We start from the raw sequence: 26029 nt of genomic DNA on the forward strand, positions 1-26029 counted from the left end.
TGGGTCAGGATCCGCAATTTAATGCGGGCGCTGCCGAGCGCTGCCCTCGAGCCCATCTTTGGCTTGCGTCGAGGTGATGAACCATTCATCACCTCTGAACTAAGGGGCGCAGCCGTTATAGCTGAGAGTGAATAGCGTTTCCTCGCCGTCATCGGCCCTGATTGTGTAGAAAGCATTGGGATCGCCTCCGTCTTCAGATCTCAGGTGAAGTCTTTGAGGGTTTCCAGGTCCACCACAAACATATAAGAGCGCATCGGCCCATAGATGAATCCATGCTCGCCTTCCTTCGTCAGGATCTCCGCCGCCACGGCTGGCTGCAAGTGATCGCGTTCCATCGTGAAGTAGGCGTAGCCGAAGCCATGTCGGGTAACGGTTGCGATTGCCCCGGACTCAAGTGATTTGAAGAGCACACCTTTGGGGCAGATCTCGCCTGATCCAGGCCGTCCGACCGGGCCGGACCGAATGGCAACGTGAACACCGTCATCACGGCGAGGATGAGCGACCTCAACGATGCCATCCAAGCGTCCAACCGAAAATCCAACAATTCGGCCATGAACGCGCTCGTTCGATTTTAACAAATAGCCGGCGCGCGCCACCTTATCCACAACTTTCCAAACCTCGCTTTCGCGAGGCTTCTTTCATGGAGATTGCCTTATGGCCCGACCTGCAACTGCCGCCGTTCGCCTGTTGACCGGCGAACGCGAACCCGTGCGCCTGGCGACCACGACCAACATTGCCCTCTATGGGCTGCAAGCCATCGATGGCGTGGCCGCCGAAGTGGGCGACCGGGTGCTGGTGAAGAACCAGGCCGATGCAAGCCAGAACGGCATTTATACGGCGAGCGAAGGCCAGTGGTTCCGCGCCGCCGACGCGCGCACCGCGCGGACGATGCAGAAGGGCACGACGGTGCACGTCGCCGAAGGCACGGCCAACGGCGGGAAGACGTTCGTTTTCAACATGCTCGACCCGGTGATCGGCGACACGGCCATTTCCATCGGCTTCTATCAGTCGGACGATATGATTAGCGACGTCAACGACGCTGTTGCCGCTGGCGTATCGAGCATTGGAGCCGCAGCCGACTCCGGCGTTGCCGAGGTCCAGGCCGCGGGCGCGCCAATAGTCGCTGCCGCAGAAGCAGCGCGAGACGCCGCCATAGCAGCAGCAGCGACCGTTCCAAGCACATATCCGGCTACGTTCTCAGCATTCAAGGCCGTCGACACCACCGCTCACGTTACGGCTTATTTCGACGGCTCGAACTGGGACTGGACGCTTGGCGACTTCTCCGCGCAGATCGCCGCGGACACGGTCGGCGGCCTTTATGTGAAGGCCAATGCTGTAGCGGCGACTGTCGGGGCGTGGCGGCGTGCAGCCCCTGTAGGCCTATTGCAACTCGACTGGTTCGGCTCCATCCATGATGGCGCCGGCAGCGGAAACAACGCCGCCAACGATGCCGCACTGGCGGCGGCCAAGGCGCTCCTCGACGTAGAAGACACCGCCGGCAGGCATTGGGGACTGGTCATCCCTCCGGGCAAGCTCGATTACAGCGTCATGCCCAACTTCGCGGCCAATGATCGCCAGATCTTCGGACTTGGCGAATGCCGCCTGAAGAACAACGGCACTGCCGAAAGCATGTTCTTGGACGCCGGGGCGGCCGCTGGATCGGTACGCAATATGCGGGTCACCGGCCTGATCATGGAGAGCAACACCGGGGCAACAGACGGCTTCAGGATACGTGGTGTCCACATCAGCGAATTCGAGATCAATGTCCGGGGCGCCGGCACCGGAGCGACCGCTTTCAAAATCAACTTTGGCGTCTGCAACACCTTCAAGTTCCGTTGCTCTGTAAACGACGGCCCATTTGTCGGGGCAAAGCCGGCGGTCGGCATCAGCGTCACCAGTCGGGATGGCACGACGGGCACTGACTATGCGTCCTACAATCTGTTCACCAAGCCGGTCATTGAGGGCGTCACTGACGGCATCAGCATCAATTGCGCCCAAGGCAACCAGTTCGTCGGCGGCACGTCTGAAGCCAATAGCGGCACGGGTCTGATCTTCAGCGCCAACGCAAAATGGAACAAGATCAAGGATGTCGATTTCGAGGTTAACACCACCCGCGACATCCTGCTCAACGGCACCGAGAACATCATAGAGGACTGCGACACTCTCCTTCAGATATTCGTCGCGTCCGGGGACGGCAATCGCATTCGTGGCGGGTCGCATAAGGGCATCGTGATCGACACGCCCTGCAATGACACGATACTTGAAAACCCCGTTTTCAACCGACTCGGCGGCGGCTCGCTCTCGGAAGCCGGGATCAGAACGCGCGGCAAAGCCTTTAATTTCGGCACGAAGGCATGGGTAGAATTCGATACCTTTGCCTCCGCCTTGAAGCCAACGACCAGCGACGGCGCTGCGCTGGGCTCAACGGCCCTTCAATGGTCAGATCTGTTCTTGGCGGGCGGCGGCGTCATCAATTGGGCAACCGGCAATTATACGGTTACCCACTCGACCGGCAAACTCACCTTCAGCGGCGGCATCAAGACGGGCGCCGGCACCACGACGGTCGCGACCCACCAGTTCACCCCCGGCGCGTTTCTTTCGGCCGGTGCGGATGGAGCGTGGGAGTACGACGGGGTCGGGCTGTATTTCTACATGCAGGCTGCAGGGCGTCAGGTCATCACCGCCAGGCAAATTGCCACCGTCCAGGGATCGACGGTCGCCCTGTCGAATTCCAGCACTGCGGCGCAGAATATCTTTGCCGCCGCTAACGACACCCTGACCGTCCGGCGACTACGACCTATCGCTTCCGGGCTCGTCTGGCATTCAACACCGGAGCGACTTCGCACACGACCGCATTCGGGCTCGGCGGAACGGCGACCTTCACATCGTGCAATTATACGGCTCACGCGACATCGTCGGCCGCCGCGACACTCGCTACTCCACAGATGCTTCGGGTTGCCACGGCGGCAGCGACTGTACTTACCGCGCCCTCTACGGCAGTCACCACCGACATCCTCATTGAGGGCATCATCCGCGTGAATGGCGCCGGCACGATCATCCCGCAAGTCACCTTCTCTGCTGGCCCGACCGGCACCTGCGAGACGGCGATCGACAGCTATTTCGAAATGGAGCCGATGGGAGGCAACACCTTGCCATCGGTCGGGAACTGGGGATGAGAGCGAAACCGCATCGCAGCCAAGGCGATGAATGGGCGTTCGATAAATCGATAGCTTAGGGCCGCGACCACAGCCAAAGTGAGGGTGGCGGAAATTGCGAACCCGAACCCGCCGCTAGTGCCTCCCTGGAGCCAGTGGGGAAGCCATAGCAGAAAGATTGGCAGGTGCCACAGGTAGAGGCTGTAGGACGCCTCGCCGAGGTTCGACAGCCACAAAGGAACGCGAACCGTCCGACGCATCTCCATGGCGACAAACGCGTAAAGGATAATCGCGGCCGGCAGGCCGTATCCCCACACGCGGATGGCTTCGACGTTCTGACCATCGAACACAAAAGCCGCTGTATACACGAACCCGGCCAGCCCGAGCGCCAAGGCGGCCGGCGCGCCGCCGGTAAATTTTCGGCTGACAAGATAGCCAACACCGGTGCCCATGACGAATTCAAGCATGAGCGGATGGGAGATCCATACCAACGGCAATTTGCCGTAGCTCGTAGCAACGACGGCCAAAATTTCCAGTGCAGCCCAAAGCAGAAACGCGCGGCCCATCCTCCCATGAAAAAACAGGATCACGGCCGCAACCTCCACGTAAAAGCGCACCTCGAATACCATCGTCCACGCCACCGGATGCGCCGGTGGCATATCGACAAGGGCCAGCGACCGGAATGCTGCCAAAGCGGTGTCCGGGAAAGCATTGCCGACACCTAGAACCATGACGGCGAGCGTCACCCAAAAAAGAGGATAGATGCGCAGAAGCCTCCGCAGGAGAAAGTCCACTGTCTCAGCAGTGGCCGCAGAATGTCTCGGGCTCTGCGTGATCATGAACATGATCGCCCCGGAGATCACAAAGAACACATCAACGCCGGCGTGGCCGAATGTCTTGGTGACGCTCATGATCGTGCCGAAAAACGGTGCATGCCCGGACACATCATTGGCCATGATGGACAGGTGGCCCGCCACAACCATGGTCGCAGCAATGCCCCGCATCGCTTGAATCGCCTGAACCCGTTCGCTCATAGCCCCGCTACTACACCATTCCCACAACTCAAGGAACATCCCATCGCGGCCGTGAAGGAAGACCTTGGGTATTGCTGTGAGCATGATCACCCTGCCGCGACGCGGATCCATTGCCCGGCGGTCGGCTCAAGGCCTAGTGGCATCTCAACCGGTCCCCACGTCTTCGCCGCCTCAACATCGCTGCCTGCCTGAACCTCGGCGCGCTTCACGGGCACGCCGTCGCGCACCTGCTCAACTATGAAATTCCCCATTTCCCGAAAATAGAAGGAACCCCCATGGACCGCAACTTCGCGCGGGCGCTTGCGCTCGTCTTGAAATCCGAAGGTGGCTGGTCGGATAATCCGGCCGATCCGGGTGGCGCCACCATGAAGGGCGTGACGCTGGCGAACTTCCGCCGCTACGTGAAGGCTGATGCCAGCAAGGCCGATCTGAAGAAGATCAACGATACCCAGGTCGCCACGGTGTATCGGCGGTTCTATTGGGACGCTGTGCTCGGTGCCGAGCTGCCTGATGGCGTCGACTACGCCGTGTTCGATTTCGCGGTGAACAGCGGGCCGGGCAGGGCGGCCAAATACTTTCAGGCAACCATAGGCGTCTCCCAGGACGGACGCATCGGGCCGGCGACGCTCGCGGCAGTCGGGGCAAAGCCGGCCGGCGTCGTCATTGACCAACTCTGCGATGCGCGGCTGACGTTTCTCAGGCGATTGCCGACATGGGCGACATTCGGGCGCGGCTGGTCCGATCGCGTCAGGTCGGTGCGGACCCAGGCCCTGCTGATGTCGGCCCCCGCGACAGTGCCCGCGCCAGTGCAGCCTGCAAAGCCGGCGCCCGCGCCTGAACCGGTCCAGCAATCGCCTCGAGTCGAAACACCCGCTGGCGAGGCGCCCGCGGTCGAACCGGTATCGCCGGCACCGCACCGCCCCGCCATCCCGCTTGCCGCAAAGGCAGGTGGGTTCGTCGCCGCCTGCCTGCTGCTTGCCTATGCCGCCTGGCGCCACATTGCCGTCGCCCTGCAACGGATTTTCTGATCATGGCCACCGTCACCCAACCGACCATCCGTCCGACCAACAAGCTGACGGCCGCGACCATCGCCGCCGCGGCCGTCTCGGTTTCCGGCGTCTTCGTGCGCAACATCTGGCCAGCCTGGTATGACGCCGAGACGTGGGCCACGCTTCTGCCGATCGCCGTCTTTGCCGTCGGCTATCTGGTCAAGGACGCATCGAACCAATGAGCGCGCTCCTCGCTTTCCTGCTCGGCAGTCCAACCATTCTGGGCATCGGAGCGGCCATCCTCGCGGCACTCGGTTGGGGCGTTCGCCAGCGGCTGGCCGGCGAACGCAGCGAGCGTGCCCGGCAGGCCGCCGCCGAGGCCGCTGCGCGCGAAATCGCCGACCAGGTCCAGAACGATATCGGCGCGCTGCCGGCCGCCACAGCGCGAAAGGAGCTCAAATCATGGGCAAGGGATTGATGCTGGTGTCGGTCCTGGCCGTGATGGCCGGCTGCACAACCGTCAAGGGCGGGTTCTGCGCGGTATCCAGCCCGCTGCGTCTGTCGGCGGACGCCGTCGATGCGCTGTCGGACGCCGAGGTCAAGGCGCTGCTGGCGCACAACCGCAAGGGCGAGAAACTGTGCGGGTGGAAGCCATGACGGTCGTGGCACTTCCCCTGGATCCAGCCACGCTGCTCGGCGTGCTGGCTTTTTCGGCGCCGGATCGATCTTCGGCTTCCTCATCACGAGGACGATGAAATGATGCATGACTTCTTCGATCTGCTGGGCATCAAGGGACCGGTCGTCGCCGCCGGTCTTGCCGGCGGCGTACTGCGTGCGCTGTCGCGGCATCGGTACAAGCTGCGCGAGATGGTGGCTTCCCCCATCTGCGGCGCGCTCGCCGCCGCCTATTTGACGCTGCCCGTGGTGCAGTATTCCCGCGCTACGGGCCTGCCGCTGGCCAATGACGACACGACCACGCTGGCGGCGGCTTTTCTCATCGGCGTCTGCGCCATGTGGATCTCGGATATTCTGTTCGAGGTGATCGTGCGGAAATTCAGGCCAGCCTCGGAGGAATAGCCCCCGTTCTACCAGCGTCGACAACCGTGCCTGATGGCCCGGTCGATTGAAGCCCGCCTCGGTTCGCCGGGGCGGGCTCTTTTGCGTTTGTGGCTCCTGATCGGCCGCTGCCATATCCCGGCGCTGAGGCCCCGCCCGCATCCGGCTGGAGTTGTATCAGGCGAGGATGTTGACGGCGCGGGCCGCGACCAGCGCGATCGTCAGCAGCGAGATCATCGCCTCCGCCATCATCAGCAGCTTGGCGCGTTGCGAGAGCGGCAAGGTGTCGGTCGGCGAAAACGCCGTCGCGTTGGTGAAGGCCAGGAAGAAATAGTCGACGAAGCCCGGCAGCCAGTCGCGGATCTCGCGGTCGCTCAGGGTCATTTGCGGGAACAGGAAATCGGAATGCGCGCGTGTGACAAGACCGCAGGTCGGCGGCCCGCCGCGGTCGGTGCTCCAGAACCACAAGGCAAAGACGATGACATTTGTGACCCAGATGTTGAGCGCATCGACCAACAGCGTCTGCCCGCTCGAGCCGGCATGGCCCGCCAGCAGCGCGCGCACCAGGAACACCAGTGAACCGCAATTCATGACGCTGATGACGCCGGTCATCACCAGGGCTGTCCTGCGGATCATGACGCGAAACCGGCCGACCAGATACCAGTGCTTCTCCTCGACCGCCTTCTGGGTGGCGACCTGCGTCCAGGCAGTAGCCACCGACAGGGGCACCAGCAGGGCAGCTTCCAGGACCGGCGCCAGCCAGCGCGAGCCGAAGGAAAGATCGTTGATGACCAGAAGCTGCAGGCAGATGATGACAAGCACCGCGGCACGCGCCAGCCAGAAGTCGAGCGCGCGATGGTGGATGACGGCATGCTGGTGACGCATCGAGTGTCCAGGAAGTTCGGAGGGGATCGGATGTGTGGGCTGTTTGCTCGGGGAGGCGGTGTTACGCCGAAATTCCTGCTCAATCTTGGTGTCGCAATGGCACGCAGGTATACTTTTTTGTAAGCTTTGATGTTAGGGCTGTTCGGCAAACTGGGCGATGTGGTTTAAGCGCCGCATGGTGGGAATAGATGACTCCATGGATCGTTGGGTGCCGGCAGGACTGCCCGGCACGGGCCTGGACTCGTCATCGGTCTGGCGTGGCCTGCTTCGTCACCCCTGGTATTTGCTGGCGCTTTTGTGCCTGGCGCAGATCCTGTGCTGGACGGTGGTGCCATCGCTGGTCAATCCCGCGCCGCCTGGCGACATCGTGGAAGGCTTCATGTGGGGCCGCGAATGGGTGCTTTTGACCTACAAGCATCCGCAGCTTCCCGCCTGGCTGCTCGAGACCAGCCATCTTCTGACCGGATCGTTCCGCTGGCCGCAATATCTGCTTGCTCAGCTGACGATCTCCACGACTTTCGTCCTGGTCTATCTGCTGGCCCGCGACATGCTGGGGCGCAACCGTGCGCTGGCTGCCGTCTTGCTGCTGCCGTCGGTCTATTTCTTCGGCTGGCCAACCCCGCAATTCAATCATGACTACGCGCAGATGCCGTTCTGGGCGGCTATCTGCTGGCTGCTCTGGCGCGCCGGCCGCGGCGGCGGGCCGGGCTGGTGGCTGGCGCTCGGACTGGTGTCGGGCGTCGGGCTTTATGCCAAGTTCTCCACCGGCCTGCTGCTTGCCTTCGGTGCACTCTGGCTGCTGTGCGACGCACGTGCGCGCAGCCGGTTGGCCACGCCTTGGCCATGGCTTGGTCTTGCCGTTTTTCTCGCCGTGGCCGCGCCGCTGGCCATTGAGCTCTATCGCATCGATTTCTTGCCGCTGACCTATTTCGCCTACCGCGACGCGTGGGTGACCGAACACCGTGCCCGCCTCTACTATATCGGTGTCCAACTGGCCGGGCTCTCAGGCTTCCTCCTGGTGCTGGCCATATCGGGGCTGCTGCGGCGCACGCCAGCTCCACAGGAGCCCATCGAGCGCGGCAAGCTCGCCTATCTCGTGTGGATGGGGCTCGGGCCGGCGATGCTGATCATGGTCGCCTCGTTGTTCACCGGCACCGGCGAGTCCTGGGGGGCGCCGATGTACAATCTCATTGGCGTCGTGGTGCTCGCTTTCCTTGGCCATCGGCTTGGCGCCGTCGAGATGCGAAGGCTGGCGATCTGCGCCTTCATCTGCATCCTCACCATGTCAGGCGCATATGCGGCCATTCGCTGGACGAATTGCAACATAAGGGGGCGCATGGATGCTGTCTGCTGGCCGGCGCAGCCCATCTCTGACGAGGCGGAAGCGATCTGGCACGCAGCGGCACCTGGCCGGCTCGACATTGTCGGCGGCGATACCAACCTGGCCATGCTGGCCGGCCTCAATGCGTATGACAAGCCGTCGATCTTCACCGACCTGAATATGAAGTTCGCGCCCTGGATCACAAGCCAGCGGCTGCATGACCACGGCATGCTGATGGTCTGGTCTGGTCGCGGCGTACCGTTGCCGCTGCGGGCATGGCTGGGCAACATCCCGGTCAAGACCGTTCTTTTCAACTGGTCGCGCGGGGCACCGCCAATAGCCATCAACTTTGCTGTCATTCCGCCCGGCACGTGGTATCCGCGCGGCTGAAGCCTGTCGTCCGGTTGCCACTGGCCGAGGCCGCCGCTCATTCCCAGGCGACTGGACGAAACGGGCGGCAATGCCCATTTATGGGGCAACTCAATTTTCTTTGCGCAATTCCTGACGGGAAACCGTCAAACAGCCGGAATTGCTTTTTGGGAGACGAAACATGGCGACTTCGAGCGAACGAGCGGTACTTGCCGGGGGCTGCTTCTGGGGCATGCAGGATCTGATCCGGCGCTTTCCGGGTGTCCTTTCCACCCGGGTTGGCTACAGCGGCGGCGATGTGCCGAATGCCACCTATCGCAATCATGGTACCCACGCCGAGGCGATCGAGATCGATTTCGATCCGGCCAGGATCAGCTACCGCACCTTGCTGGAATTCTTCTTCCAGATCCACGATCCGACGACGCGCAACCGGCAGGGCAACGATGTCGGGATGAGCTACCGTTCGGCGATCTACTATACCAGCGACGAGCAGATGCGCGTCGCTGAAGACACCATCGCCGACGTCGATGCTTCCGGTCTATGGCCTGGCAAGGTCGTCACCGAAGTCGCGCCGGCCGGTGACTTCTGGGAGGCCGAACCCGAGCATCAGGATTATCTGGAGAAGTATCCCAACGGCTATACCTGCCATTTCGTCAGGCCCGGCTGGAAGCTGCCGGTTCGCGAAAAGGCGGCGTCCTGACGTCTCGGCTCAAAGCATGGAACCTTGGGTCCAAACGGACGCCTCGGTTGATAACAGGCGATATCCCTGATCCGCCGCGAATCCCTTTCGGGAGCGTTGGGAACGATATCGAAACAGAGAAAGCCGCCAGGCATCCACCCGGCGGCTTTCTCTGTTTGGGCAATGACTTATTTGCCGCAGTTCTTGTCGTTCAAGGTCGGCGCCGTGGCGTTGCCACTGGCATCGGACTGCGCACCTTGCGGGTTGGTCGGGCAATTCCGGTCCGCATTGGAATTCATGTCGCCCGGCGTGATGGTCGTGCTGTTGGTCATTGCCGGATCGAGCGTATCAGGCGAAGCTGGCGTGCTCGGTTCTACAGTGACCGACTTGCCGCTGCCGCCAGAGCCATCGGTGCCGCTCGCGCTATTGCTTTGCGCCATCGCGGAACTGGCAAGAGTGACAGTGAGCGCCGAAGCTGCGAGGATTTTCATGAACATGGCTGGTCTCCATTTTCCGTGAACTCGTCGCGTAGCGACTGGCGAAACAACCTCTCGACCTGGTGAAGGTTCCCGGAAAATTTCGCGCCGGCGCAGCCCACTGCCACTGCTCTGGCGCAACGCCTGTGGCGCAGCTCGCCGAAAAAAACCGCTTCCCCAATCGATCGAATGGTGCTTTAACGCGCTCATCCACAGGGGTGCTCCGTACGGTCGGGGCTGAGACGGGGGCGGCAAGCCCACAGACCCTAGAAGCTGATCTGGGTAATACCAGCGGAGCGAGGCGGGCGATGTTTTCAGGCGCACAGATTTCCCTATATCCCATGGCCGACGATTTCGTCGGCGTCATCCTGCGCGCGCTCGGTGCGCTCGATCCCTACCGGGATAGGTTGCGGATCGAGACCGACGACATCACGACACTGCTGGTCGGGCCGCCCGAAGTGCTGTTTCCGGCCATGCGCGATCTGTTCGTGGCGGCGGCGAGAAGCGGCAAGCATTGCGTGCTGTCGGCCGCCGTCTCGCGCGGCTGCCCGGGCGAGCCGGACGATCCGATCTGCCGCTCCGACGAGATCGGCGGCCCGGCAATCCCGCTCGGCGAGCGCAAGCTGGCCGGAATCCGTGCCGTGCAGTCGACACCTTCGACCGACCAGCCGGCGGCCGCGCAATTCTCGCTCTATGTGATGGGCACCGGCGACCACATGGACGAGATCTATGGCTGCATCGACTTCCTGAAGCAGTCGGGCGTCTTCGAGCGCTCCAAGCATTTCTGCACCAAGCTGCGCGGCGATGCCGGCGCGATCTTCGCCACGCTCAACGAAGCTTTCTGCCGCTTCGGCCCGGGCGCCGGCCACGTGACCCTCGACATCACCATTTCGGCCAACAGCCCGACCGCGGTTTGAGCGGCGCTTGGCCGCCGTCGAGGATATTGTCGTGGTTGGTTCGTTTGATCCGCCTGGGAAAGGTGCCCCTACGCCCAGGCGTCCACAGGGAGCAGCGAAGCCGTTGGTGATTGGCGAAGGCGGCGGTGACCGCCGCCTTCGCCAGAGCAGCCCCCGCGGCCCTCGCTTTCGCCCTGCTGCTTGCCGCCTGGGAGCTCTACGCCCGCTTCGGCGGCATCGCGCCCACCGTGCTGCCGGCGCCGTCGCGCGTGCTGGCGCAGGCGTGGGAGAACCGCGCAGCGCTGGCCGACAACACGCTGCCCACCATCGGCGCCACGCTGGCCGGCTTTGCCTGCTCGCTCGCCGCCGCCTTCGTGCTTTCAACGGTGGTCGATTTCCTGCCGAGGCTGCGCCGCGCGCTGTTCCCGATCCTGATCGCCAGCCAGACCTTGCCGCTGGTGGCGATCGCGCCACTGGTGGTGCTGTGGTTCGGCTTCGGGCTGCTGCCAAAGATCCTGCTCGTCGCGCTGGTCACCTTCTTCCCGATGATGGTGGCGCTGGTCGAAGGTTATGCGTCGACCAGCAAAGAGATTGCCCAGATGCTCGCCGCCATGGGGGCGGGGCGCTGGCGCATTTTCTGGCTGGCTCGTCTGCCTTCGGCGCTGCCCTATTTCTTTGCCGGCCTCCGCATTTCCATCACCTATGCCGTGGTCGGCGCGATCTTCGCCGAATATGCCGGCGCGGCGAAGGGGCTGGGCATCTACATGCTGAGCGCCAAGAACAATTTCCGGCCCGACCTGGTGCTCGCCGCGGTCGCCGTCAGCTCGGCGCTGACGCTTGCCTTGTTCGGACTGACGGTGCTCGTCCAGCGCCTTGCCATGCCGTGGGAAAGGGCTGGGCGCGATGCAAAGCCGGAGCCGGCCGAGGAGGACCGGTCATGACCCGGCTGGAACTCCGCGACGTGCGCAAGAACTTCGGCGCGCTCGAGGTGCTCTCCGGCATCTCGATGACCGTGGACGATGGCGAGTTCGTCTCTATCCTCGGGCCGTCCGGCGCCGGCAAGTCGACGCTCCTCCAGTTGCTGACCGGTGCGATTGCGGGCGAGGGCGAGATGCGCTTCGACGGCGCGCCGCTGGACGATCACGGCCGCCATTTCGCTTTCATGCCGCAGCGCGACGCGCTGATGCCATGGCGGCGCGTCATCGACAACGCCGCGCTTGGACTGGAGGTGCAGGGCGTGAGGCGCCGCGCCGCGCGCGAGCGGGTCGCGCCGCTGTTCGCCGAGTTCGGCCTTGCCGGCTTCGAGCGCGCCTGGCCGGCCGAACTGTCCGGCGGCATGCGCCAGCGCGCCGCCTTGCTGCGCACCGTGGTGCAGCAGCGCGACATGCTTCTGCTCGACGAGCCTTTCGGCGCGCTCGACGCGCTCACCCGCACGGCCATGCAGCGCTGGCTGGAGAAGATGTGGGCGAGCCATCGCTGGACGGCGCTGCTCATCACCCATGACGTGCGCGAGGCGGTGCTTCTGTCCGACCGCATCTATGTGCTGTCGGAGCGGCCTGCGCGTGTCGTTGCCGAAGTGGCCGTGCCGCTACCGCGCCCGCGCACCGAAAGTGCAGCGCTCGCCCGCGAGGCGGCGGCAATCGAGGCCAGCATCCTCGACACGCTGCTGGGGGCAGGCCGAACCGAATTCCCGATCGTTTGATGGCCCGATTGTTTGATGGAGAGAAAAATGACTGAACTCAACCGCCGCCAGGCGCTGCTCCTGGCTTTGGCCGCCGGCCTGCCGCTGGCTTCGCTCGCCGGGGCCGCACGCGCCAGGGCGGAAGCGCAAAAAATCACCGTCGCGCTCGACTGGACTGTCAACACCAACCACATCGGTCTGTTCGTCGCTCGCGACAAGGATTTCTACCGCGATGCCAGGCTCGATGTCGAAATCCTGCCCTATGGCGATACCGGCTCGGGCACGCTGGTCGCCAACCGCGTCGCTGATTTCGGCATTTCCGGCGCGCTCGGCCTGTTCACGCAGAAGAGCGCGGGCGCGGATCTCAAGGCGGTCTATGCCGTCGTCCAGTCGGAGACCGGCCGCGTCGTCTTCAACGCCGACCGCGCCGCTATCAAGAGCCCGAAGGATCTTGACGGCCTGACCTATGGCGGTTTCGGCAGCGCCTGGGAGAACGCGCTGATCTCGACCATCATCCGCCACGACGGCGGCAAGGGCGATTTCAAGACAGTGACGCTCGGTACCTCGGCTTATGATGCGCTGGCGAGCAGCGCCGTGGATTTCACGCTGGAAGTCTCGACCTGGGAAGGCGTGGAGGCCGGGCTCAAGGGCCTGAAGCAGCGCAGCTTCCGCTACGCCGACTACGGCGTGCCGGACGAGCACACCACCTTCATCGCTTCCAGCAATGCGTTCCTGTCGGCTAATCCAAAGGCGGCCGCCGCCTTCGTGCAGGCGACACGGCGCGGCTACGAGTTCGCCGTCGACCAGCCGCAAGAGGCCGGCGACCTCTTGATTACCGCGAACAAGGATACGCTCACCAATCCGGCTTTGATCCAAGCCTCGCTGAAGGCGCTGAACGACGGTCATTTCCTGAAGAGTGCCGCCGGCGCTATCGGCACCATCGACAAGGCCAAGGTCGAGGCGATGGGCGGGTATTTGTTCTCGTCGGGAATACTGCTCGATGGCAATGGCAAGGCGCTGAAGCAAAAGCCGGATTTCGAGGGGTATTTCACCAACGAGTTTGTAGGCGCCTGAGCGAAGGAACGCGGCGTCCGGTCAAGACACGTCAGCCGCCGCGCCTAATTCTTCGCGATGGCGTAGAGCAGGGCGGTTTTGATGTGCCACCCAGGCTCGCCTTGCAGCGACAGGGCGGCGGCGTAGAACTTCGCGACGGCGGGGCAGAGACCCTCAAAGTCCTGGTCTACGTTCGCGATGGCGTCCATCTCGACCGGCGTGCCGCCGCTTCTGATGAAGGCGTCGGCGACCAGCGACCAGTCCTGATCGCTGGGCATGGCCGCCGGCAAACCGCTTCTTTTTGGCTGCGCCGAAGGCGTTGAACAGCGTGGCACCAATCTTGTCCGGGTGAGCCAGGAAATCGTGGCCGGGCGCGCTGATCGCGTCCGGCCCATTGCGCAGGTAATTGTTGCACGTGGCAGGCGTTTCTCGTGCCATGACATGATTGAGCATGTCGAGCTGCGCGGAAAGCGCTTGCGAGACCTCGCTGTCCGGCGCTGAAGTCAGGAGCGGTGTATATCTTTGCCTCGGATCGGCGACCGCCTGTCTGCTGACATTGCGCACTTCTGTTCCACTTCCGGTCTGGGCCGCGGCAGTGATCTTGCGCAGCATCGCATCGTAATCGTCCGGAAATTCCCGGGCGATCGCCTTGAATATCTGGAGGCCCTGCTTCCGGATCTCGGCATCGACGTCGGCGGTGGTCATCGGCTGGGGCGACCTCGCCACCGTCTCGTAGAGATCTGAAGTATGCCGAAGCCTGCTTGTTATCGAGCGCAATCGCCTCGCTGTAATCGGCGATCGACCGATCGTAATCCTGCTTGTCGTCCCGGGCGACGGCCCGATAGATGTATGCGGTGGCGCGGATGCTCGGCGGCTCCGCGGTGTCCTCGGCAATCGCCGTGCAGGCGGCTATGTGCTTGTCCGGCTCGACACTCTCGCCAATGCAGGTTGCATAGTCCTTCTCTGACGCGAGGACCGGTGGGTTCAGCGCAAGGATGACCGCAAGCCCAGCCAATTGCCGCCGTTTGAGGAGGTCTTCGCCTGCACGAATGATATGATAGCAGCGGCTGCCCCGCACCCTTCCAACTCGCCATTTGGCTGGTCCTCCCCCGAAAACCCTGGTCCACTTCAGCGGTAATCCGCCTATTGTTCTTTATTTGTTCCGCAATGCAAGCATAAATTGCAATATAGCAGACACAGTTTGCATCGCGGTTCCCGCAGCCCGCTCGCTGGTTGAGGGCGTTGCTTCCCGTTCAATCCCGATCTGACCTTGCCGGTTAACCGCCCGGCAATGGTTGCGTGCAAAGGTCGCCGCGAGGGATCATCGGGGTGTTTGCCTTGCTTATGCCAAAAAGTGAAGCGCTCTCGCGTGCCAACCGGGACGGGGTTTTGTCCGAAGCGCGCAAGCGCGAGATCCTGACCGACCTGCGCGAAGGCTTCTTTCGCGCCTGCGCCCTGGCCTGCGCGGGACTGTTCGTCTATCGCGGCGTCTATCAACTGCTGGAGGATCCGACCCGGCTCAACGTCGCGCTGGTTGCGATTTCCGAGATACTCACCTTCACCTGGCTGCTTTTGTCGCGGCGTCCGGTGACGCGTGACTGGAATCCGCTTGCGGTCATCGTCTCCGTGACCGCAAGTTTTGGAGTAGCGTTGATCAGCCTCAAACCTGGCATGGCGCTTGTTCCAGTCTACATCGCCGCACCGCTGCAGGTGATCGCGTTGTTGTTTGTCATCTGGGGCAAGATATCGCTGGGCCGCTCCTTTGCCATCCTGCCTGCCAATCGCGGCGTGATGACGGGCGGCGCCTACCGGCTTGTGCGGCACCCGATTTACGCCGGCTATCTTGCCGGACACGTGCTCTACCTGCTGTCGGCCTTTTCCTTCCACAATCTCGCGGTCTATGCGGTCATCACCTACATGCAGTTGTATCGGATACTACGCGAGGAGGCCCTGCTGGCCGCCGAGCCGGAGTATCGCGCCTATATGGAACGTGTGCGCTATAGGCTGTTCCAACGGATATTCTGAAGGCAAGGTTAGCCGACCTGTTTGGATTGATTGGTCGCCTTCCGGCGACCGGCACGCGATTTTCGTGCTATCCGCGGAGCCGCACACCGACAATGACGGGATCTCCTCAGCGGCTAAAGTCGCTTTTCTTTCCGAATAAATGATAATACCGATAACATCGGTTTCGACCAAGAAATATTTTCTGCGAGTATGGTGCATTTTTATTATTTTTATAAGTTCCCCATTCAAGCAATAAATACCATCATATTTACAAATATACCCCGCTTTGAACCAAAGATCATCTCCGACGTAGCTGTGATTGCAATCGGCGGTGCGCCGACTGCCTTAGCGCAACAGGAGAGTGTTATGACTTTTACTATCAAGACGGTCGCCAGTGTGTTGGCGGGAAGTGCGATAGTCGTCGTCCTTTCGATGCCGGTGAGTGCAGCGGGGCTAGGTGTCAGCGCCTCGGTGGATGGTAGCGGCGGTGTCAACGCTGGTGTCGGCGCCAATGGAGGCGGTGGCGGGGGTGGCAATGCTGGCGTCGGCGCTTCCGTTGGCGGCAGCAACGGCGTCAATGCCGGTCTTGGTACCGGTGCCGGCGGCTCGAATGGCAATGCTGGGCTCAGTGCCTCCATCGGCGGCAGCAACGGCATCGGCGCGAACGCCAATGTCGGCGGCACGAGCGGCATCACCGCCGGGCTTGGCGCCAATGTTGGCGACACGAGCGGCATCGGCATCGGCGGAGCCAATCCGAGCAGCCTGTCAAACCCCACCAATCCCAGCCAAACGAGCTTGTCCGGCACCGTGGCCCAGATGTCTAACAGCCAGGTGGTTCGCATGAAGAAGCGTTGTGTCGACGTGCTGAGCAACGAGGGCGCTTACGATCGCGACCTGCGCCAACTCTGCCTGTTGATCGCCCGCCGCTGAGCCCTCAGGATGAGCAGTGCGGAACCAGCCGCGAGGCTTTCAAGCGCACTCTCCTAGCCTCCGGCCGGTCGGAAAGTCCGTCGCTCCTGGCGGGCTTTCCGCGTCATTGGGTCTTCTCAGGTCGCCCCGAATGATCGCTCCTCGCCTTGGATCCGCAACCTATCACGGCGCCAAGAGGGTGGAGCTAACTCATTTGACGAACCCTTCTTGCTTGGCGATCCTCGCGGGGGCGGAACGGTAAGGCCGCTCGAGCGTTCTCATCTTCGAACATCGCAGCAAGCAATGTCTAACCGGCGCACGAGCGCACAAAGGAGCGGGAATCATGAGCTTAGGCACCATACTCATCATCCTTCTAGTCCTTGCGTTACTTGGCGGCTTCAGCGGACTCGGCGGCGGGCCGTTCTACGGAACCGGCTATTATGGGGGCGGCGGACTCGGACTTGTGCTGCTGATCGTCATCATCCTTGTCGTGCTCGGACGCATCTAGAGGCGCGATTCGATCCATGGTGATCGCGATTTCGTGACCGTATCGATATCGTTGCGCACCGGATTGTGATGGAAAAAGCCAGCTTGTGATCCGGTATCGCGCGAGATTCAGGTATGGTGGTGGCGGTCCACACCCCCCGTGGAAACAAGAGGAGAGGGTCCCACCCCTTATCCTCCTCCAAGGCCCGCCCCGGCTTCCCGGAGCGGGCTTTCTTTTTCTCCGGACACGGTGTCGACGCCTTGCCGACCTTGGCGCCGTGGATGTCGAGCGTTGCCTGCTTGGCGGTGGCTGCCTGCCAGTCCGTGCTCTCAGCTTGCCTGCGTTGATGCGGGGGGCATTCATCGCTTGATCGTTGACAGAGCTGCCGCGTCAGAGTAGTGAACAGGATTATACAGGTTCACTGGACAGGTGCCCATATGAAGCGCGGCGCGATTCAGCTCTCTCCCGGTACGGGCAAGCCCGAGCAGATCGCCACCGTTCTGGAGCATGAAATCCGCTCCGGCGTGCTCGGCTTCGGCGATCGCCTGCAAAGCGAGAATGAACTCGTCCAGCGCTTCTCCGTCAGCCGCAACACGGTCCGCAAGGGCCTTGAGGAACTGTCCAGCCGCGGGCTGATCACCACCAAGGTCGGTATCGGCTCCTTCGTCACTTTCGACGGCAAGCCGGTCGACGACGCGATCGGCTGGTCGCGGGCGCTGGCCAATGCCGGCGCCAATGCCGAGACAAGGACGCTGCGGCTCGAGGTGATCGAAGATGCGGGGCTTGCCGCGCTGCTTGAGATCGAAAGCCCGTTCTTCATCGCCGTCGATCGTGTACGCACCAATGCCAGAGACGGTCATGCGATCTCCATCGAGCGCAGCCGCCTGCCGCTGTCGCCGGAACTCGAAGACGTTCCGCTGCGCGGCCTGCGCGAGGGATCGCTGCACCAGACGCTGCGCGCCGCCGGGCTCGTGCCCGACCATGGCGAGGAGTGGATCGGGATCGAGATGCTGAATGCCGAGGACGCGGCCATCCTCGGCTGCCCTGAGGGCACGCCATTCCTGCGTGGCCGCCGGTTGACCCGTGCCGCTGATGACCGGCCGATCGAATATGTCACCAGTCTGCTCAACCCAGCGCATTTCGCGCTGCATATGAGGTTCTGAGCGATGTCGGACAAAGCGACGGACATGATCGACCGCGCCATGGGCGCTCTCATCGGCGGGGCGCTGGGAGATGCGCTCGGCATGCCGACCCAGCTTCTGTCGCCGGCGCGGATCGCCGAGCTGTACGGTCATGTCGAGGATTTCGTAGCGCCCGTTGCCGACCATCCGGTGTCGAAGGGGCTGGCGGCCGGCACCATCACCGACGATACCGAACAGGCGCTGCTGCTTGGCCGCATCCTCATCGAATCGGGCGGCCGCTTCGACCACACGCGCTGGGTCAATGCGCTGCTCGACTGGGAGCGTGACGTCAAGGCGCGCGGCAGCTACGATCTGCTCGGGCCGTCCACCAAGCGCGCCATCGACGCCATCAACAATGGTGTGCCAGCCGAGGACGCGGGGCGTGGCGGGGACACCAATGGTGCAGCCATGCGCATCGCGCCGGTCGGCATCATGATGCCGGTCGAAGCGCTGGAGGCTTTGGTCGCCAAGGTGGCCGAGACCTGCCGGGCGACACACAACACCTCGATCGCTATTGCCTCGGCCGCTGCCGTCGCGGCCGCTGTCAGCTGCGGCGTTTCCGGCGGTGACTGGCGCGCCGCCTCCGACAGTGCCGTCGTGGCGGCGGGGCGAGGAGCGACGCTCGGCTACTGGGTGACCGGCGGCGATATCGCCGCGCGTATCGTCTGGGCGCAGGATCTGGTGCGTGGCAAAGCGACGAGGGACGCGATCCGGCTGATCACCGACCTGGTCGGCACCGGCGTCGCCAGCCAGGAGTCCGTTCCGGCCGCCTTCGCGGTGCTGGAAGTCACCGGCGGCGATCCCTGGCAAGCGGCGGTCATCAGCGCCAATCTCGGCGGCGACACCGACACGATCGGCGCTATTGCGGCCGGCATGGGGGGCGCCTGCACTGGTCTTTCGAAGTTGCCGCGACAGCACGTCGCGCGCCTCCTTGGCATCGACGTCGAGCAAGTTCGCGAACTCGCCGGCGACCTCGTCGCGGCGCGATTGGCGAAAACCGGCTCCGGCAAGGATGCGGCGGCATGAGTGGGCGGCTCGTCCATATCGGCAGCGCGGTGGTCGACTACGTCTACCGCATCGATGCCTTGCCGGCGCCGGGCACGGAGAAGACGGCGTCGAGCTATGACCAGGTCGCTGGCGGCGGCTTCAACATGATGGTCGCGGCCAGCCGGACCGGCATGACAGTGGCGTTTGGCGGCCAGCTCGGCAGCGGGCCGAATGGCGATTTCCTGCGCTCCGCCTTTGCCGCCGACGGCATCGAAACGCTGACGCCGCCATCGCCTGCCATGGACAGCGGCAATTGCGTCGCGATGATCTCAAGCGATGCCGAACGCACCTTCGTGTCCTGGCCTGGTGCGGAGAGCATTCTTAGCCTCGACATGATGGCGCCCGTGGTTGTCTCGCCGGGCGACTGGGTGTTCACCTCGGGCTATACGCTGAGCTATCCCGGAAGCCGCGAGGCGCTCACCGAATGGATCGAGGCGCTGCCTGCGCAGACCCCTTTCGTCTTTGACCCGACCCCGGTCATCTCGCACATTCCGTGTCCTATCCTGTCGCGAGTGCTTGCTCGTACGACTTGGCTAAGCTGCAACGCGACGGAGGCCGCCGAGATTGCCGGCCCTGGTGACGTCGAGGCACTCGCGGGGCGACTGCTTGCGGACCATTGCCCAAAAGCCGATGGCATCATCATCCGCAGCGGCGCCAAGGGCTGTCATGTGCGGCTGGCAAATGGTTCCGCCCAGAGTATTCCGGGATTCGAGGTAGCGGCGGTGGACACCAATGGCGCCGGCGACACCCATATCGGCGCCTTCGTCAGCGCGCTGTCGAATGGTGTTCCGCCGTTCGAGGCGGCGCGCTACGCCAATGCGGCGGCCGCCATTTCAGTCACCCGTTATGGCGGTTCGTCGGCGCCGACGGACGCCGAAATCCAGACTTTCCTGGGCGAGGGCGCGGCCGGCGCGCCCGGCCAGGCACAGAAGGCCCATCAGACAGCCTGACAAGCCCGGGAACCGGGCAAACCAAAGAGAGGAACGAACCATGCGCATGCTCAATTTGACTGCTTTGCTGACGGCGACCGCCGTCGTCACCTCCGCACTCGCCTTCGCCGCCAACGCTGGTGAAGTGCATGTGCTCAACTGGAAGGGTTATGGCGCCGACGAACCCTGGGCCATCGAGGCGTTCGAAAAGGCGACCGGCAACAAGGTCGTCAACGACTTCTTCAATTCCGAACAGGAAATGCTGACCAAGATCCGCACCAATCCGGGTCTCTACGACGTCGTCATGATCAATGCCGCCTTCAACGACCAGGCGATGGCGGAAAAGCTGATCCAGCCGATCGATACCTCAAAACTGCCGAACTATGCCGACATCAGCAAGGACAAGGCCGGGTCGCCGATGCTCGACCATGACGGCAAGGTCTATGGCGTGCCGTGGGTCTGGGGCCTGACGGCGCTCGCCATCAACGAAAAATCCTTCGACAAGCCGCCGACGTCGATCGCCGAGATGTGGAATCCGGCGCACAAGGGCCGCGTCATCATCCGCGACGATGCTGTCGAGGCGGTGCAGTTCGGCGCCATCGCCACCGGCCAGAACATCAACGACATCAAGGATATGGGTGCGGTCAAGACCAAGCTCACCTCGCTGATGCCGCAGATCAAGACCTTCTGGAGCTCGGAGAACGACTGGAACCAGATGGTCGCCTCCAACCAGATCGATATCGGCACCTACTGGAGCGGCTCGGCCGACCGCGCCAAGACCCACTTCAAACTGCCGGTCTCGCTGGTCATCCCGCAGGAAGGCGCCGTCGCCTGGCTCGACGCCTTTTCCATTCCGGTCGGTTCGAAGAACGTCGCCGGCGCCGAGGCCTTCATCAACTACATGATCGACCCGAAATTCTACGTCGAATGGGTCACCAAGGTCGGTGCTCCCGTCTCCGCCAATACCAAGGCGGTGGAAGCGCTGCCCGAAGATGCCTTCAACCGCAAGGTGATGGGCGACCCTGCGGTGGCCAAGCGCATCCAGTTCCAGGCGCCGATCACCGACGCCCAACGCGAGGCCTACCTTGCGCTCTGGCAGCAACTCAAGGTCGACGTGAAGTAACACCCACATCCGGACCAGCCGGCGGCTCGCGCCGGCTGGTCCTTCAATCCTGGGGAGGAGGGTTATCATGGCAGTGCAGGGGGCAGTTGCGTCACGCGGCGGGCTGAGATCGGCGCTGCCATTGCTGGCGCCGGCCTATCTCTGGCTGACGGTGGCGATCTTCCTGCCTCTTTCCGCCATGGTCTTTTTCTCCTTCATGACCGACTTGCCTTTGTCGGGAAAGCCATGGGCATTCACGCTTGGCAACTATGCCGCATTCTTCTCGCAGAGCCTTTACCTGACATTGCTCCTGGCCTCGCTGCGCCTCGGCCTTGAAGTAACGCTGTGGTGCATCGTCATCGGCTATCCCGCCGCTTACGTGCTGGCCAAGGTGCTGAAGGGACGCAGCCGCGAGGCGATCTTCCTGCTCGTCATCCTGCCGTTCTGGTCGAACGGGCTGGTGCGCATCTTCTCCTGGGCGATGGTTTTACGCGAAGGCGGCATCCTCGACACGGCGCTCAATGCCGTGCTGCCGTTCAAGATCAACATCGACCTCATGTATTCCTATCCGGCGGTCATCATCGGACTGGTGCACTCCTATGTGCCCTATATGGTGCTGACCTGTTATCTCACGCTGCAAGCCATCGACGACTCGCTGATCGAGGCCGGGCGCTCGCTCGGCGCCTCGCGGCTTCAGGTGCTGAAGCGGGTGATCATCCCGCTGTCGATGCCGGGGCTGGTGGCCGGTGCCGCGCTGATCTTCGTGCCGGTCGTCGGCTCCTTCATGGAGCCGCGCATCCTCGGCGGTCGAACCGGCACCTTCTACGGCACCGTCATCGAGGACCAGTTCGTCGCCGTGTTCAACTGGCCGCTTGGGGCGGCGCTGTCCTTCATCCTGCTGGCCGTCGTGCTGGTCATCCTGGCGATCGCGTCGCCGGTGCTGCGGAGGACGACATGATGCCGACCACTCGCATCCTGGAATGGCTCGGCCGGTTCTATATCCTGCTGCTGCTGGCCTTCCTCTATGTGCCGATCATCATCATGGCGCTGATGTCGTTCAACGCCTCGCCCTTCTACCAATTGCCGTTCGAATGGACGACCGAGTGGTACGCTTCGCTGTGGCAGAACGACCAGCTGATCGCGGCCACCTGGAACAGCCTCGAGATCGCCGTCATCACTACGGTCATCTGTGTGGTTCTTGGCACGGCTGCGTCGCTGGCGCTCTTTCGTTACGAGTTTCGCGGCAAGAAATTGCTGCAGGCGCTGCTGTTCCCGCCGATCGCCATTCCGTGGCTGATCACCGGCACGGCGATGCTGATCTTCTTCTTCGGCGTCGGCATCGGGCGCGGCCTGTTCGCCATCCTGCTCGGCCATGTCGCGCTGGCGTTGCCCTATGTCATCGTCGTCGTCTCGGCCCGGCTGCAGACCTTCGCGCCGGAGCTGGAAGAGGCGGCGCGCTCGCTTGGCGCCAATCAGTGGCAGGTGACCAATCGCGTCACGCTGCCCTGGATCATGCCGGGCGTCATCGCCGGCGGGCTGTTCGCCTTTGCGGTTTCGTTCGACCAGTTCGTCGTCTCCTACTTCCTGTCGACGCCGGGACAGACGACGCTGCCGGTCGAAATCTATGCCGCGATCCGCAAGGGTTTTACGCCCGAGATCAATGCGGTCTCGACCATCATCATTGTCGTGTCGATGGCGCTGATGCTGCTCACGGCGCGCTTCTTCAAATTCGGCGGAGAGAAATAATGGCCGGCGTGCAGGTATCGAACGTCTCGCGCAGCTTCGGCGCGCACAAGGCGTTGGACGATGTCTCCATCGATTTCGCCGATGGCGGCTTCTATGCCCTGCTTGGCCCGTCCGGCAGTGGCAAGACCACGCTGCTGCGGCAGATCGCCGGTTTCGACTTTCCCGACTCGGGCCGTATTTCCATCGGCGGCGAGAGCGTCGAGCGGGTGCCGGTGGAAAAGCGGCGCATCGGCATGGTGTTCCAGAATTATGCGCTGTTTCCCAATATGAGTGTCGCCGACAATATCGCCTTCGGCCTGTCGGTGCGCGGCGCGGCGAAGGCTGTGATCGCCACGGAAGTGCAGCGCGCGCTCGACCTCGTGCAACTCGGCAAGCTTGGCGCCCGGCGCCCGCACCAGCTCTCCGGCGGCCAGCGCCAGCGCGTGGCGCTGGCGCGCGCGATCGTCACCAAGCCGCGCGTGCTTTTGCTCGACGAGCCGCTGGGCGCGCTCGACAAGGCGCTGCGCGTCGACATGCAGATCGAGTTGAAGCGCATCCAGCGCGAGATCGGCATTACCACCATCTTCGTCACCCACGACCAGGAAGAAGCGCTGACGATGAGCGACCGCATCGGCATTCTGCGCGACGGCAGGCTGGTGCAGGAAGGACCGCCGGAGGAAATCTACGACCGGCCAAAGAGCGAATTCGCCGCCACCTTCCTCGGCGACGCCAACATCTTTCGCGGCGACGCGACCGGCAACGGTATCCGCCTGCCGGACGGTACGGCCATCGCGGCCGGCGCGGGTGCGACGCTTGCCGCCGGGACCAAGGCGAGTTGTGCCGTGCGGCCCGAACGCATCCGCATCGACACCGATGCCGAGGCCATGGATGCCGCCAATGCCAACATGCTCAAGGGGCAGGTGTCGAAGCGCATCTTCGCCGGCAACAACAGCACCTATTTCGTCGAGCGCGCTGGCCAGACGCTGAAGGTCATCGTCCAGAACACCGGCATGGAGCGGCTGGCGGAAGGCCAGAACGTGGTGCTGCGCTGGTCGCCGGAAAGCACGGTGCTGATTGCTGCGGGTTAGGTCGCTGTCGATAGATGGGCCGCTTGCGTTCCTTCGCGCCCCTCTGTCCTGCCGGACATCTCCCCCACGAGGGGGGGATCGGCTGTCGTCGCCGGTTTCGCGGAATTCCACGTTGCAAAAAGTGCAATAAAGCCGAAGCTGGCAATCTCCCCCCTCGTGGGGGAGATGCCCGGTAGGGCAGAGGGGGCGCTGTCCCGCCATACTGTCGAGTAAGCTTCTGGAGTACCGATGACTTTGGAATTGACTGTCGGAGATCAATCCATGCTCGACGGCGAGCAAGGCCCTTCGGCCGCTGCCGCGATGAAAATCCTGGTCGCCTTCTCCAACGCGGTTGGAGCCGAGAGCCTGCTCGATATCACCGGTGCCCATATCGATGGTTGTCTCTATCATGGCAAGGCGGGGCTCGATTTCGTCGAACGGCTGGTCGAGGGCGGCGGGCGTGTCCGCGTGCCGACGACGCTCAATGTCGGCTCGTTCGACCTCATCCATCCAGGCATGGTGAAGATGGCGGCAGCGGAGGAAGTGCCAGCGCGACGGCTGATGAAGGCGCATCTGGAGCTTGGCTGTGAGGCGACCTTCACCTGCGCGCCCTATCAGACGCGCTTTCGGCCTGGATTCGGCCAGCAGATCGCCTGGGGCGAATCCAACGCCATCGTTTTCGCCAATTCGGTGATCGGCGCGCGCACCAACCGCTATGGCGACTTCATCGATCTGTGCTGCGCCATGACTGGACGCGCGCCGGCCTGGGGCCTGCATCTGAGCGAAAACCGGCGCGGCCGCATCCTGTTCGAACTGGCGGTTGCCGATCCGGAACCGAGCGACAGCCTGTTCGTGGGCATCGGGCTGATCATCGGGCAAGCCAGCGGCGACCGAATTCCTGTCGTCATCGGCCTGCCAAGGCCGCGCGACGAGGATCAGTTGAAGGCGATGGGCGCGGCGGCGGCAACGACCGGCGCGGTGGCGCTGTTTCATGTGGTCGGCATAACGCCGGAAGCGGGAACGCTCGATGAGGCGTTCCAGGGGATGGTGCCCGAGGAGACTATCCGCATCAGCCGTGCCGACATCGATCATGCGTTGGTCAGGCTGTCTGGAGTGGCCGACGGTGCGCCGCTCTCGGCCGTGTCGCTGGGCACGCCGCACTTTTCCCACGAAGAATGGATGCGCCTGTTGCCCATGCTGCGCGAGGTCGCGCCTGGCAAGGGCATTCCGATCTATGTCAACACCGGGCGGGCGACGCTGGCGCGGCTGCAGGAGGAGGGCGCGCTTGACGGCATGGAGGCGTTCGGCCTGATCCCCGTCGCCGACACCTGCACCTATGTCACCGCGATCCTCGAACGGCTCGACGGCGTGGTTATGACCAATTCCGGCAAATGGGCACATTACGCGCCGGGCAATATCGGCGTGACTGTCGCTTTCGCCGAGATGGGGGATTGCATCCGTTCCGCCGCTGTCGGGCATGTCGTGCGAGGCACGTCATGAGCAAGCTGATCGAACGAGCAGGCAGCTTCCAACTGATCGGCGCAGCAGAGGGACACAGCTTGGTGTTTTCGCAGCCGCTCAGCTTCTGGGGTGGCATAGATGCCGAAACCGGCGACATAACAGATCATTCGCACCCCGGCCTCGGCCAGAACGTCGCCGGCAAGATCCTCGTCATGCCGAGCGGGCGTGGGTCGTCTTCCTCGTCCTCTGTCCTGGCCGAGGCGATCCGCCGGGGCACGGCGCCCGCAGGTATCCTTCTGGAGAGGCCGGACCCGATCCTCGCCGTCGGCGCCATCGTCGCCGAGTTTCTTTACGGGATCAGTATGCCGCTCGTCGTTTGCGACATTGCGGGCATCGCCTCCGGCGGGCGCATTGCGATCGGTGCTGGCGAGGATGGCGGGGCGATCGTCAGCTTTGTCGATGCCGCGGTCGCCGAGAAAGCCGCAGTCCAATAAGGGCGAACATCGCCTTGCGATTTCGACGC

29 protein-coding genes and 1 riboswitch are annotated in these 26029 nt (G+C 63.2%); of the genes, 24 read left to right on the forward strand and 5 right to left on the reverse strand.

From position 1 onward, the window contains the following. Positions 1-200: 200 nt before the first annotated feature. Entirely contained in the window at positions 201-605 is a 405-nt protein-coding gene (locus FJ938_RS15325; protein ID WP_140695059.1) for a hypothetical protein, read from the reverse strand. Between the two features lie 49 nt (positions 606-654). Here FJ938_RS15325 and FJ938_RS15330 point away from each other — a divergent pair, with 49 nt between their 5' ends. Beyond that, positions 655-3039 (forward strand): hypothetical protein, encoded by a 2385-nt coding sequence (locus FJ938_RS15330; RefSeq protein WP_140695062.1) that lies wholly within the window; start codon positions 655-657, stop codon positions 3037-3039. Between the two features lie 76 nt (positions 3040-3115). Here the strand turns inward: FJ938_RS15330 and FJ938_RS15335 are convergent, their stop codons facing one another. After that, entirely contained in the window at positions 3116-4273 is a 1158-nt protein-coding gene (locus FJ938_RS15335; protein WP_181169109.1) for an acyltransferase, read from the reverse strand. 191 nt (positions 4274-4464) lie between these two features. Between FJ938_RS15335 and FJ938_RS15340 the strand changes: the two genes are divergently transcribed. The 5 genes from FJ938_RS15340 (at position 4465) to FJ938_RS15360 (ending at position 6255) form a co-directional block, all read left to right on the forward strand. Continuing rightward, entirely contained in the window at positions 4465-5217 is a 753-nt protein-coding gene (locus FJ938_RS15340) for a glycosyl hydrolase 108 family protein (RefSeq protein WP_246673343.1), read from the forward strand. A gap of 2 nt (positions 5218-5219) precedes the next feature. Next, positions 5220-5420 carry a hypothetical protein gene (locus FJ938_RS15345; RefSeq protein WP_140695066.1) on the forward strand — a complete coding sequence of 67 codons (201 nt, stop codon included), beginning with the start codon at positions 5220-5222 and terminating at the stop codon, positions 5418-5420. After that, a complete protein-coding gene (locus FJ938_RS15350) occupies positions 5417-5656 on the forward strand; it encodes an ABC transporter permease (RefSeq protein ID WP_140695068.1) in 240 nt (79 codons plus the stop codon). Before FJ938_RS15345 ends, FJ938_RS15350 begins: the two co-directional genes overlap by 4 nt. Next, a complete protein-coding gene (locus FJ938_RS15355; protein ID WP_140609073.1) occupies positions 5641-5835 on the forward strand; it encodes a hypothetical protein in 195 nt (64 codons plus the stop codon). Before FJ938_RS15350 ends, FJ938_RS15355 begins: the two co-directional genes overlap by 16 nt. 102 nt (positions 5836-5937) lie before the next feature. Continuing rightward, on the forward strand, positions 5938-6255 hold the full coding sequence (locus tag FJ938_RS15360; protein ID WP_140695174.1) for a hypothetical protein: 318 nt from the start codon (positions 5938-5940) through the stop codon (positions 6253-6255). Positions 6256-6411: 156 nt separating this feature from the next. On the opposite strand, the gene FJ938_RS15365 is transcribed toward FJ938_RS15360, so the two are convergent. Continuing rightward, positions 6412-7119, reverse strand: coding sequence for a hypothetical protein (locus FJ938_RS15365; RefSeq protein ID WP_140695071.1), 708 nt, complete (start codon positions 7117-7119; stop codon positions 6412-6414). Positions 7120-7315: 196 nt separating this feature from the next. Between FJ938_RS15365 and FJ938_RS15370 the strand changes: the two genes are divergently transcribed. Next, positions 7316-8830 (forward strand): glycosyltransferase family 39 protein, encoded by a 1515-nt coding sequence (locus FJ938_RS15370; RefSeq protein WP_140695073.1) that lies wholly within the window; start codon positions 7316-7318, stop codon positions 8828-8830. A gap of 160 nt (positions 8831-8990) precedes the next feature. Next, on the forward strand, positions 8991-9509 hold the full coding sequence (gene msrA, locus FJ938_RS15375; RefSeq protein WP_140695075.1) for a peptide-methionine (S)-S-oxide reductase MsrA: 519 nt from the start codon (positions 8991-8993) through the stop codon (positions 9507-9509). A 167-nt stretch (positions 9510-9676) separates the two neighbouring features. On the opposite strand, the gene FJ938_RS15380 is transcribed toward msrA, so the two are convergent. Beyond that, a complete protein-coding gene (locus FJ938_RS15380) occupies positions 9677-9985 on the reverse strand; it encodes a hypothetical protein (RefSeq protein WP_140695077.1) in 309 nt (102 codons plus the stop codon). A 183-nt stretch (positions 9986-10168) separates the two neighbouring features. After that, positions 10169-10282, forward strand: a riboswitch (TPP riboswitch). Between FJ938_RS15380 and FJ938_RS15385 the strand changes: the two genes are divergently transcribed. The 4 genes from FJ938_RS15385 (at position 10273) to FJ938_RS15400 (ending at position 13615) form a co-directional block, all read left to right on the forward strand. Then, complete coding sequence (locus FJ938_RS15385) at positions 10273-10881, forward strand: YkoF family thiamine/hydroxymethylpyrimidine-binding protein (RefSeq protein ID WP_140695079.1); 609 nt, start codon at positions 10273-10275, stop codon at positions 10879-10881. (Overlaps the previous riboswitch by 10 nt.) A 125-nt stretch (positions 10882-11006) precedes the next feature. Further along, positions 11007-11801 (forward strand): ABC transporter permease, encoded by a 795-nt coding sequence (locus FJ938_RS15390; protein WP_140695081.1) that lies wholly within the window; start codon positions 11007-11009, stop codon positions 11799-11801. Then, entirely contained in the window at positions 11798-12562 is a 765-nt protein-coding gene (locus FJ938_RS15395; RefSeq protein WP_140695083.1) for an ABC transporter ATP-binding protein, read from the forward strand. The genes FJ938_RS15390 and FJ938_RS15395 overlap by 4 nt, the downstream gene beginning before the upstream one ends. 27 nt (positions 12563-12589) lie before the next feature. Continuing rightward, complete coding sequence (locus tag FJ938_RS15400) at positions 12590-13615, forward strand: ABC transporter substrate-binding protein (protein ID WP_140695086.1); 1026 nt, start codon at positions 12590-12592, stop codon at positions 13613-13615. Between the two features lie 153 nt (positions 13616-13768). On the opposite strand, the gene FJ938_RS15405 is transcribed toward FJ938_RS15400, so the two are convergent. After that, entirely contained in the window at positions 13769-14299 is a 531-nt protein-coding gene (locus FJ938_RS15405) for a hypothetical protein (protein ID WP_181169112.1), read from the reverse strand. 684 nt (positions 14300-14983) lie between these two features. Here FJ938_RS15405 and FJ938_RS15415 point away from each other — a divergent pair. The 12 genes from FJ938_RS15415 (at position 14984) to FJ938_RS15475 (ending at position 26000) form a co-directional block, all read left to right on the forward strand. After that, entirely contained in the window at positions 14984-15619 is a 636-nt protein-coding gene (locus FJ938_RS15415) for an isoprenylcysteine carboxylmethyltransferase family protein (protein WP_226890641.1), read from the forward strand. 345 nt (positions 15620-15964) lie between these two features. Continuing rightward, positions 15965-16528: a hypothetical protein gene (locus FJ938_RS15420; protein ID WP_140695177.1), complete on the forward strand. Its 564-nt coding sequence runs from the start codon at positions 15965-15967 to the stop codon at positions 16526-16528. A 322-nt stretch (positions 16529-16850) separates the two neighbouring features. Next, positions 16851-17015 (forward strand): DUF3309 family protein, encoded by a 165-nt coding sequence (locus tag FJ938_RS15425; RefSeq protein WP_140609053.1) that lies wholly within the window; start codon positions 16851-16853, stop codon positions 17013-17015. A gap of 416 nt (positions 17016-17431) precedes the next feature. Then, positions 17432-18157, forward strand: coding sequence for a GntR family transcriptional regulator (locus FJ938_RS15430; RefSeq protein WP_140609051.1), 726 nt, complete (start codon positions 17432-17434; stop codon positions 18155-18157). Between the two features lie 3 nt (positions 18158-18160). After that, the gene (locus FJ938_RS15435) at positions 18161-19201 is read left to right on the forward strand and encodes an ADP-ribosylglycohydrolase family protein (protein WP_140609049.1); all 1041 of its coding nucleotides are present in this window, start codon (positions 18161-18163) and stop codon (positions 19199-19201) included. After that, on the forward strand, positions 19198-20172 hold the full coding sequence (locus FJ938_RS15440) for a PfkB family carbohydrate kinase (RefSeq protein ID WP_140695091.1): 975 nt from the start codon (positions 19198-19200) through the stop codon (positions 20170-20172). Before FJ938_RS15435 ends, FJ938_RS15440 begins: the two co-directional genes overlap by 4 nt. 40 nt (positions 20173-20212) lie before the next feature. After that, the gene (locus FJ938_RS15445; RefSeq protein ID WP_140695093.1) at positions 20213-21274 is read left to right on the forward strand and encodes an ABC transporter substrate-binding protein; all 1062 of its coding nucleotides are present in this window, start codon (positions 20213-20215) and stop codon (positions 21272-21274) included. Positions 21275-21341: 67 nt separating this feature from the next. Continuing rightward, positions 21342-22211 (forward strand): ABC transporter permease, encoded by an 870-nt coding sequence (locus FJ938_RS15450; RefSeq protein ID WP_181165567.1) that lies wholly within the window; start codon positions 21342-21344, stop codon positions 22209-22211. Continuing rightward, positions 22211-22999 carry an ABC transporter permease gene (locus tag FJ938_RS15455; RefSeq protein ID WP_140695180.1) on the forward strand — a complete coding sequence of 263 codons (789 nt, stop codon included), beginning with the start codon at positions 22211-22213 and terminating at the stop codon, positions 22997-22999. The genes FJ938_RS15450 and FJ938_RS15455 overlap by 1 nt, the downstream gene beginning before the upstream one ends. Continuing rightward, positions 22999-24066, forward strand: coding sequence for an ABC transporter ATP-binding protein (locus tag FJ938_RS15460; RefSeq protein WP_140695095.1), 1068 nt, complete (start codon positions 22999-23001; stop codon positions 24064-24066). Before FJ938_RS15455 ends, FJ938_RS15460 begins: the two co-directional genes overlap by 1 nt. A 228-nt stretch (positions 24067-24294) precedes the next feature. Then, complete coding sequence (locus tag FJ938_RS15470) at positions 24295-25545, forward strand: aconitase X (RefSeq protein ID WP_140695097.1); 1251 nt, start codon at positions 24295-24297, stop codon at positions 25543-25545. Beyond that, positions 25542-26000, forward strand: coding sequence for a DUF126 domain-containing protein (locus FJ938_RS15475; protein ID WP_140695100.1), 459 nt, complete (start codon positions 25542-25544; stop codon positions 25998-26000). Before FJ938_RS15470 ends, FJ938_RS15475 begins: the two co-directional genes overlap by 4 nt. Positions 26001-26029: the final 29 nt, after the last annotated feature.

This window comes from Mesorhizobium sp. B2-4-14 (assembly GCF_006442155.1).
Lineage (GTDB): Bacteria > Pseudomonadota > Alphaproteobacteria > Rhizobiales > Rhizobiaceae > Mesorhizobium.

What these genes read in the sequence shown, in the direction of transcription:
- FJ938_RS15430 (WP_140609051.1), top strand. Translation starts at nt 17,432, where the DNA reads ATGAAGCGCGGCGCGATTCAGCTCTCTCCCGGTACGGGCAAGCCCGAG.
- FJ938_RS15420 (WP_140695177.1), top strand. Translation starts at nt 15,965, where the DNA reads ATGACTTTTACTATCAAGACGGTCGCCAGTGTGTTGGCGGGAAGTGCG.
- FJ938_RS15395 (WP_140695083.1), top strand. Translation starts at nt 11,798, where the DNA reads ATGACCCGGCTGGAACTCCGCGACGTGCGCAAGAACTTCGGCGCGCTC.
- FJ938_RS15450 (WP_181165567.1), top strand. Translation starts at nt 21,342, where the DNA reads ATGGCAGTGCAGGGGGCAGTTGCGTCACGCGGCGGGCTGAGATCGGCG.
- FJ938_RS15370 (WP_140695073.1), top strand. Translation starts at nt 7,316, where the DNA reads ATGGATCGTTGGGTGCCGGCAGGACTGCCCGGCACGGGCCTGGACTCG.
- FJ938_RS15435 (WP_140609049.1), top strand. Translation starts at nt 18,161, where the DNA reads ATGTCGGACAAAGCGACGGACATGATCGACCGCGCCATGGGCGCTCTC.
- FJ938_RS15365 (WP_140695071.1), bottom strand. Translation starts at nt 7,119, where the DNA reads ATGCGTCACCAGCATGCCGTCATCCACCATCGCGCGCTCGACTTCTGG.
- FJ938_RS15440 (WP_140695091.1), top strand. Translation starts at nt 19,198, where the DNA reads ATGAGTGGGCGGCTCGTCCATATCGGCAGCGCGGTGGTCGACTACGTC.
- FJ938_RS15330 (WP_140695062.1), top strand. Translation starts at nt 655, where the DNA reads ATGGCCCGACCTGCAACTGCCGCCGTTCGCCTGTTGACCGGCGAACGC.
- msrA (WP_140695075.1), top strand. Translation starts at nt 8,991, where the DNA reads ATGGCGACTTCGAGCGAACGAGCGGTACTTGCCGGGGGCTGCTTCTGG.
- FJ938_RS15460 (WP_140695095.1), top strand. Translation starts at nt 22,999, where the DNA reads ATGGCCGGCGTGCAGGTATCGAACGTCTCGCGCAGCTTCGGCGCGCAC.
- FJ938_RS15340 (WP_246673343.1), top strand. Translation starts at nt 4,465, where the DNA reads ATGGACCGCAACTTCGCGCGGGCGCTTGCGCTCGTCTTGAAATCCGAA.
- FJ938_RS15455 (WP_140695180.1), top strand. Translation starts at nt 22,211, where the DNA reads ATGCCGACCACTCGCATCCTGGAATGGCTCGGCCGGTTCTATATCCTG.
- FJ938_RS15345 (WP_140695066.1), top strand. Translation starts at nt 5,220, where the DNA reads ATGGCCACCGTCACCCAACCGACCATCCGTCCGACCAACAAGCTGACG.
- FJ938_RS15470 (WP_140695097.1), top strand. Translation starts at nt 24,295, where the DNA reads ATGACTTTGGAATTGACTGTCGGAGATCAATCCATGCTCGACGGCGAG.
- FJ938_RS15335 (WP_181169109.1), bottom strand. Translation starts at nt 4,273, where the DNA reads ATGCTCACAGCAATACCCAAGGTCTTCCTTCACGGCCGCGATGGGATG.
- FJ938_RS15445 (WP_140695093.1), top strand. Translation starts at nt 20,213, where the DNA reads ATGCGCATGCTCAATTTGACTGCTTTGCTGACGGCGACCGCCGTCGTC.
- FJ938_RS15385 (WP_140695079.1), top strand. Translation starts at nt 10,273, where the DNA reads ATGTTTTCAGGCGCACAGATTTCCCTATATCCCATGGCCGACGATTTC.
- FJ938_RS15425 (WP_140609053.1), top strand. Translation starts at nt 16,851, where the DNA reads ATGAGCTTAGGCACCATACTCATCATCCTTCTAGTCCTTGCGTTACTT.
- FJ938_RS15475 (WP_140695100.1), top strand. Translation starts at nt 25,542, where the DNA reads ATGAGCAAGCTGATCGAACGAGCAGGCAGCTTCCAACTGATCGGCGCA.
- FJ938_RS15360 (WP_140695174.1), top strand. Translation starts at nt 5,938, where the DNA reads ATGCATGACTTCTTCGATCTGCTGGGCATCAAGGGACCGGTCGTCGCC.
- FJ938_RS15355 (WP_140609073.1), top strand. Translation starts at nt 5,641, where the DNA reads ATGGGCAAGGGATTGATGCTGGTGTCGGTCCTGGCCGTGATGGCCGGC.
- FJ938_RS15405 (WP_181169112.1), bottom strand. Translation starts at nt 14,299, where the DNA reads ATGACCACCGCCGACGTCGATGCCGAGATCCGGAAGCAGGGCCTCCAG.
- FJ938_RS15350 (WP_140695068.1), top strand. Translation starts at nt 5,417, where the DNA reads ATGAGCGCGCTCCTCGCTTTCCTGCTCGGCAGTCCAACCATTCTGGGC.
- FJ938_RS15380 (WP_140695077.1), bottom strand. Translation starts at nt 9,985, where the DNA reads ATGTTCATGAAAATCCTCGCAGCTTCGGCGCTCACTGTCACTCTTGCC.
- FJ938_RS15400 (WP_140695086.1), top strand. Translation starts at nt 12,590, where the DNA reads ATGACTGAACTCAACCGCCGCCAGGCGCTGCTCCTGGCTTTGGCCGCC.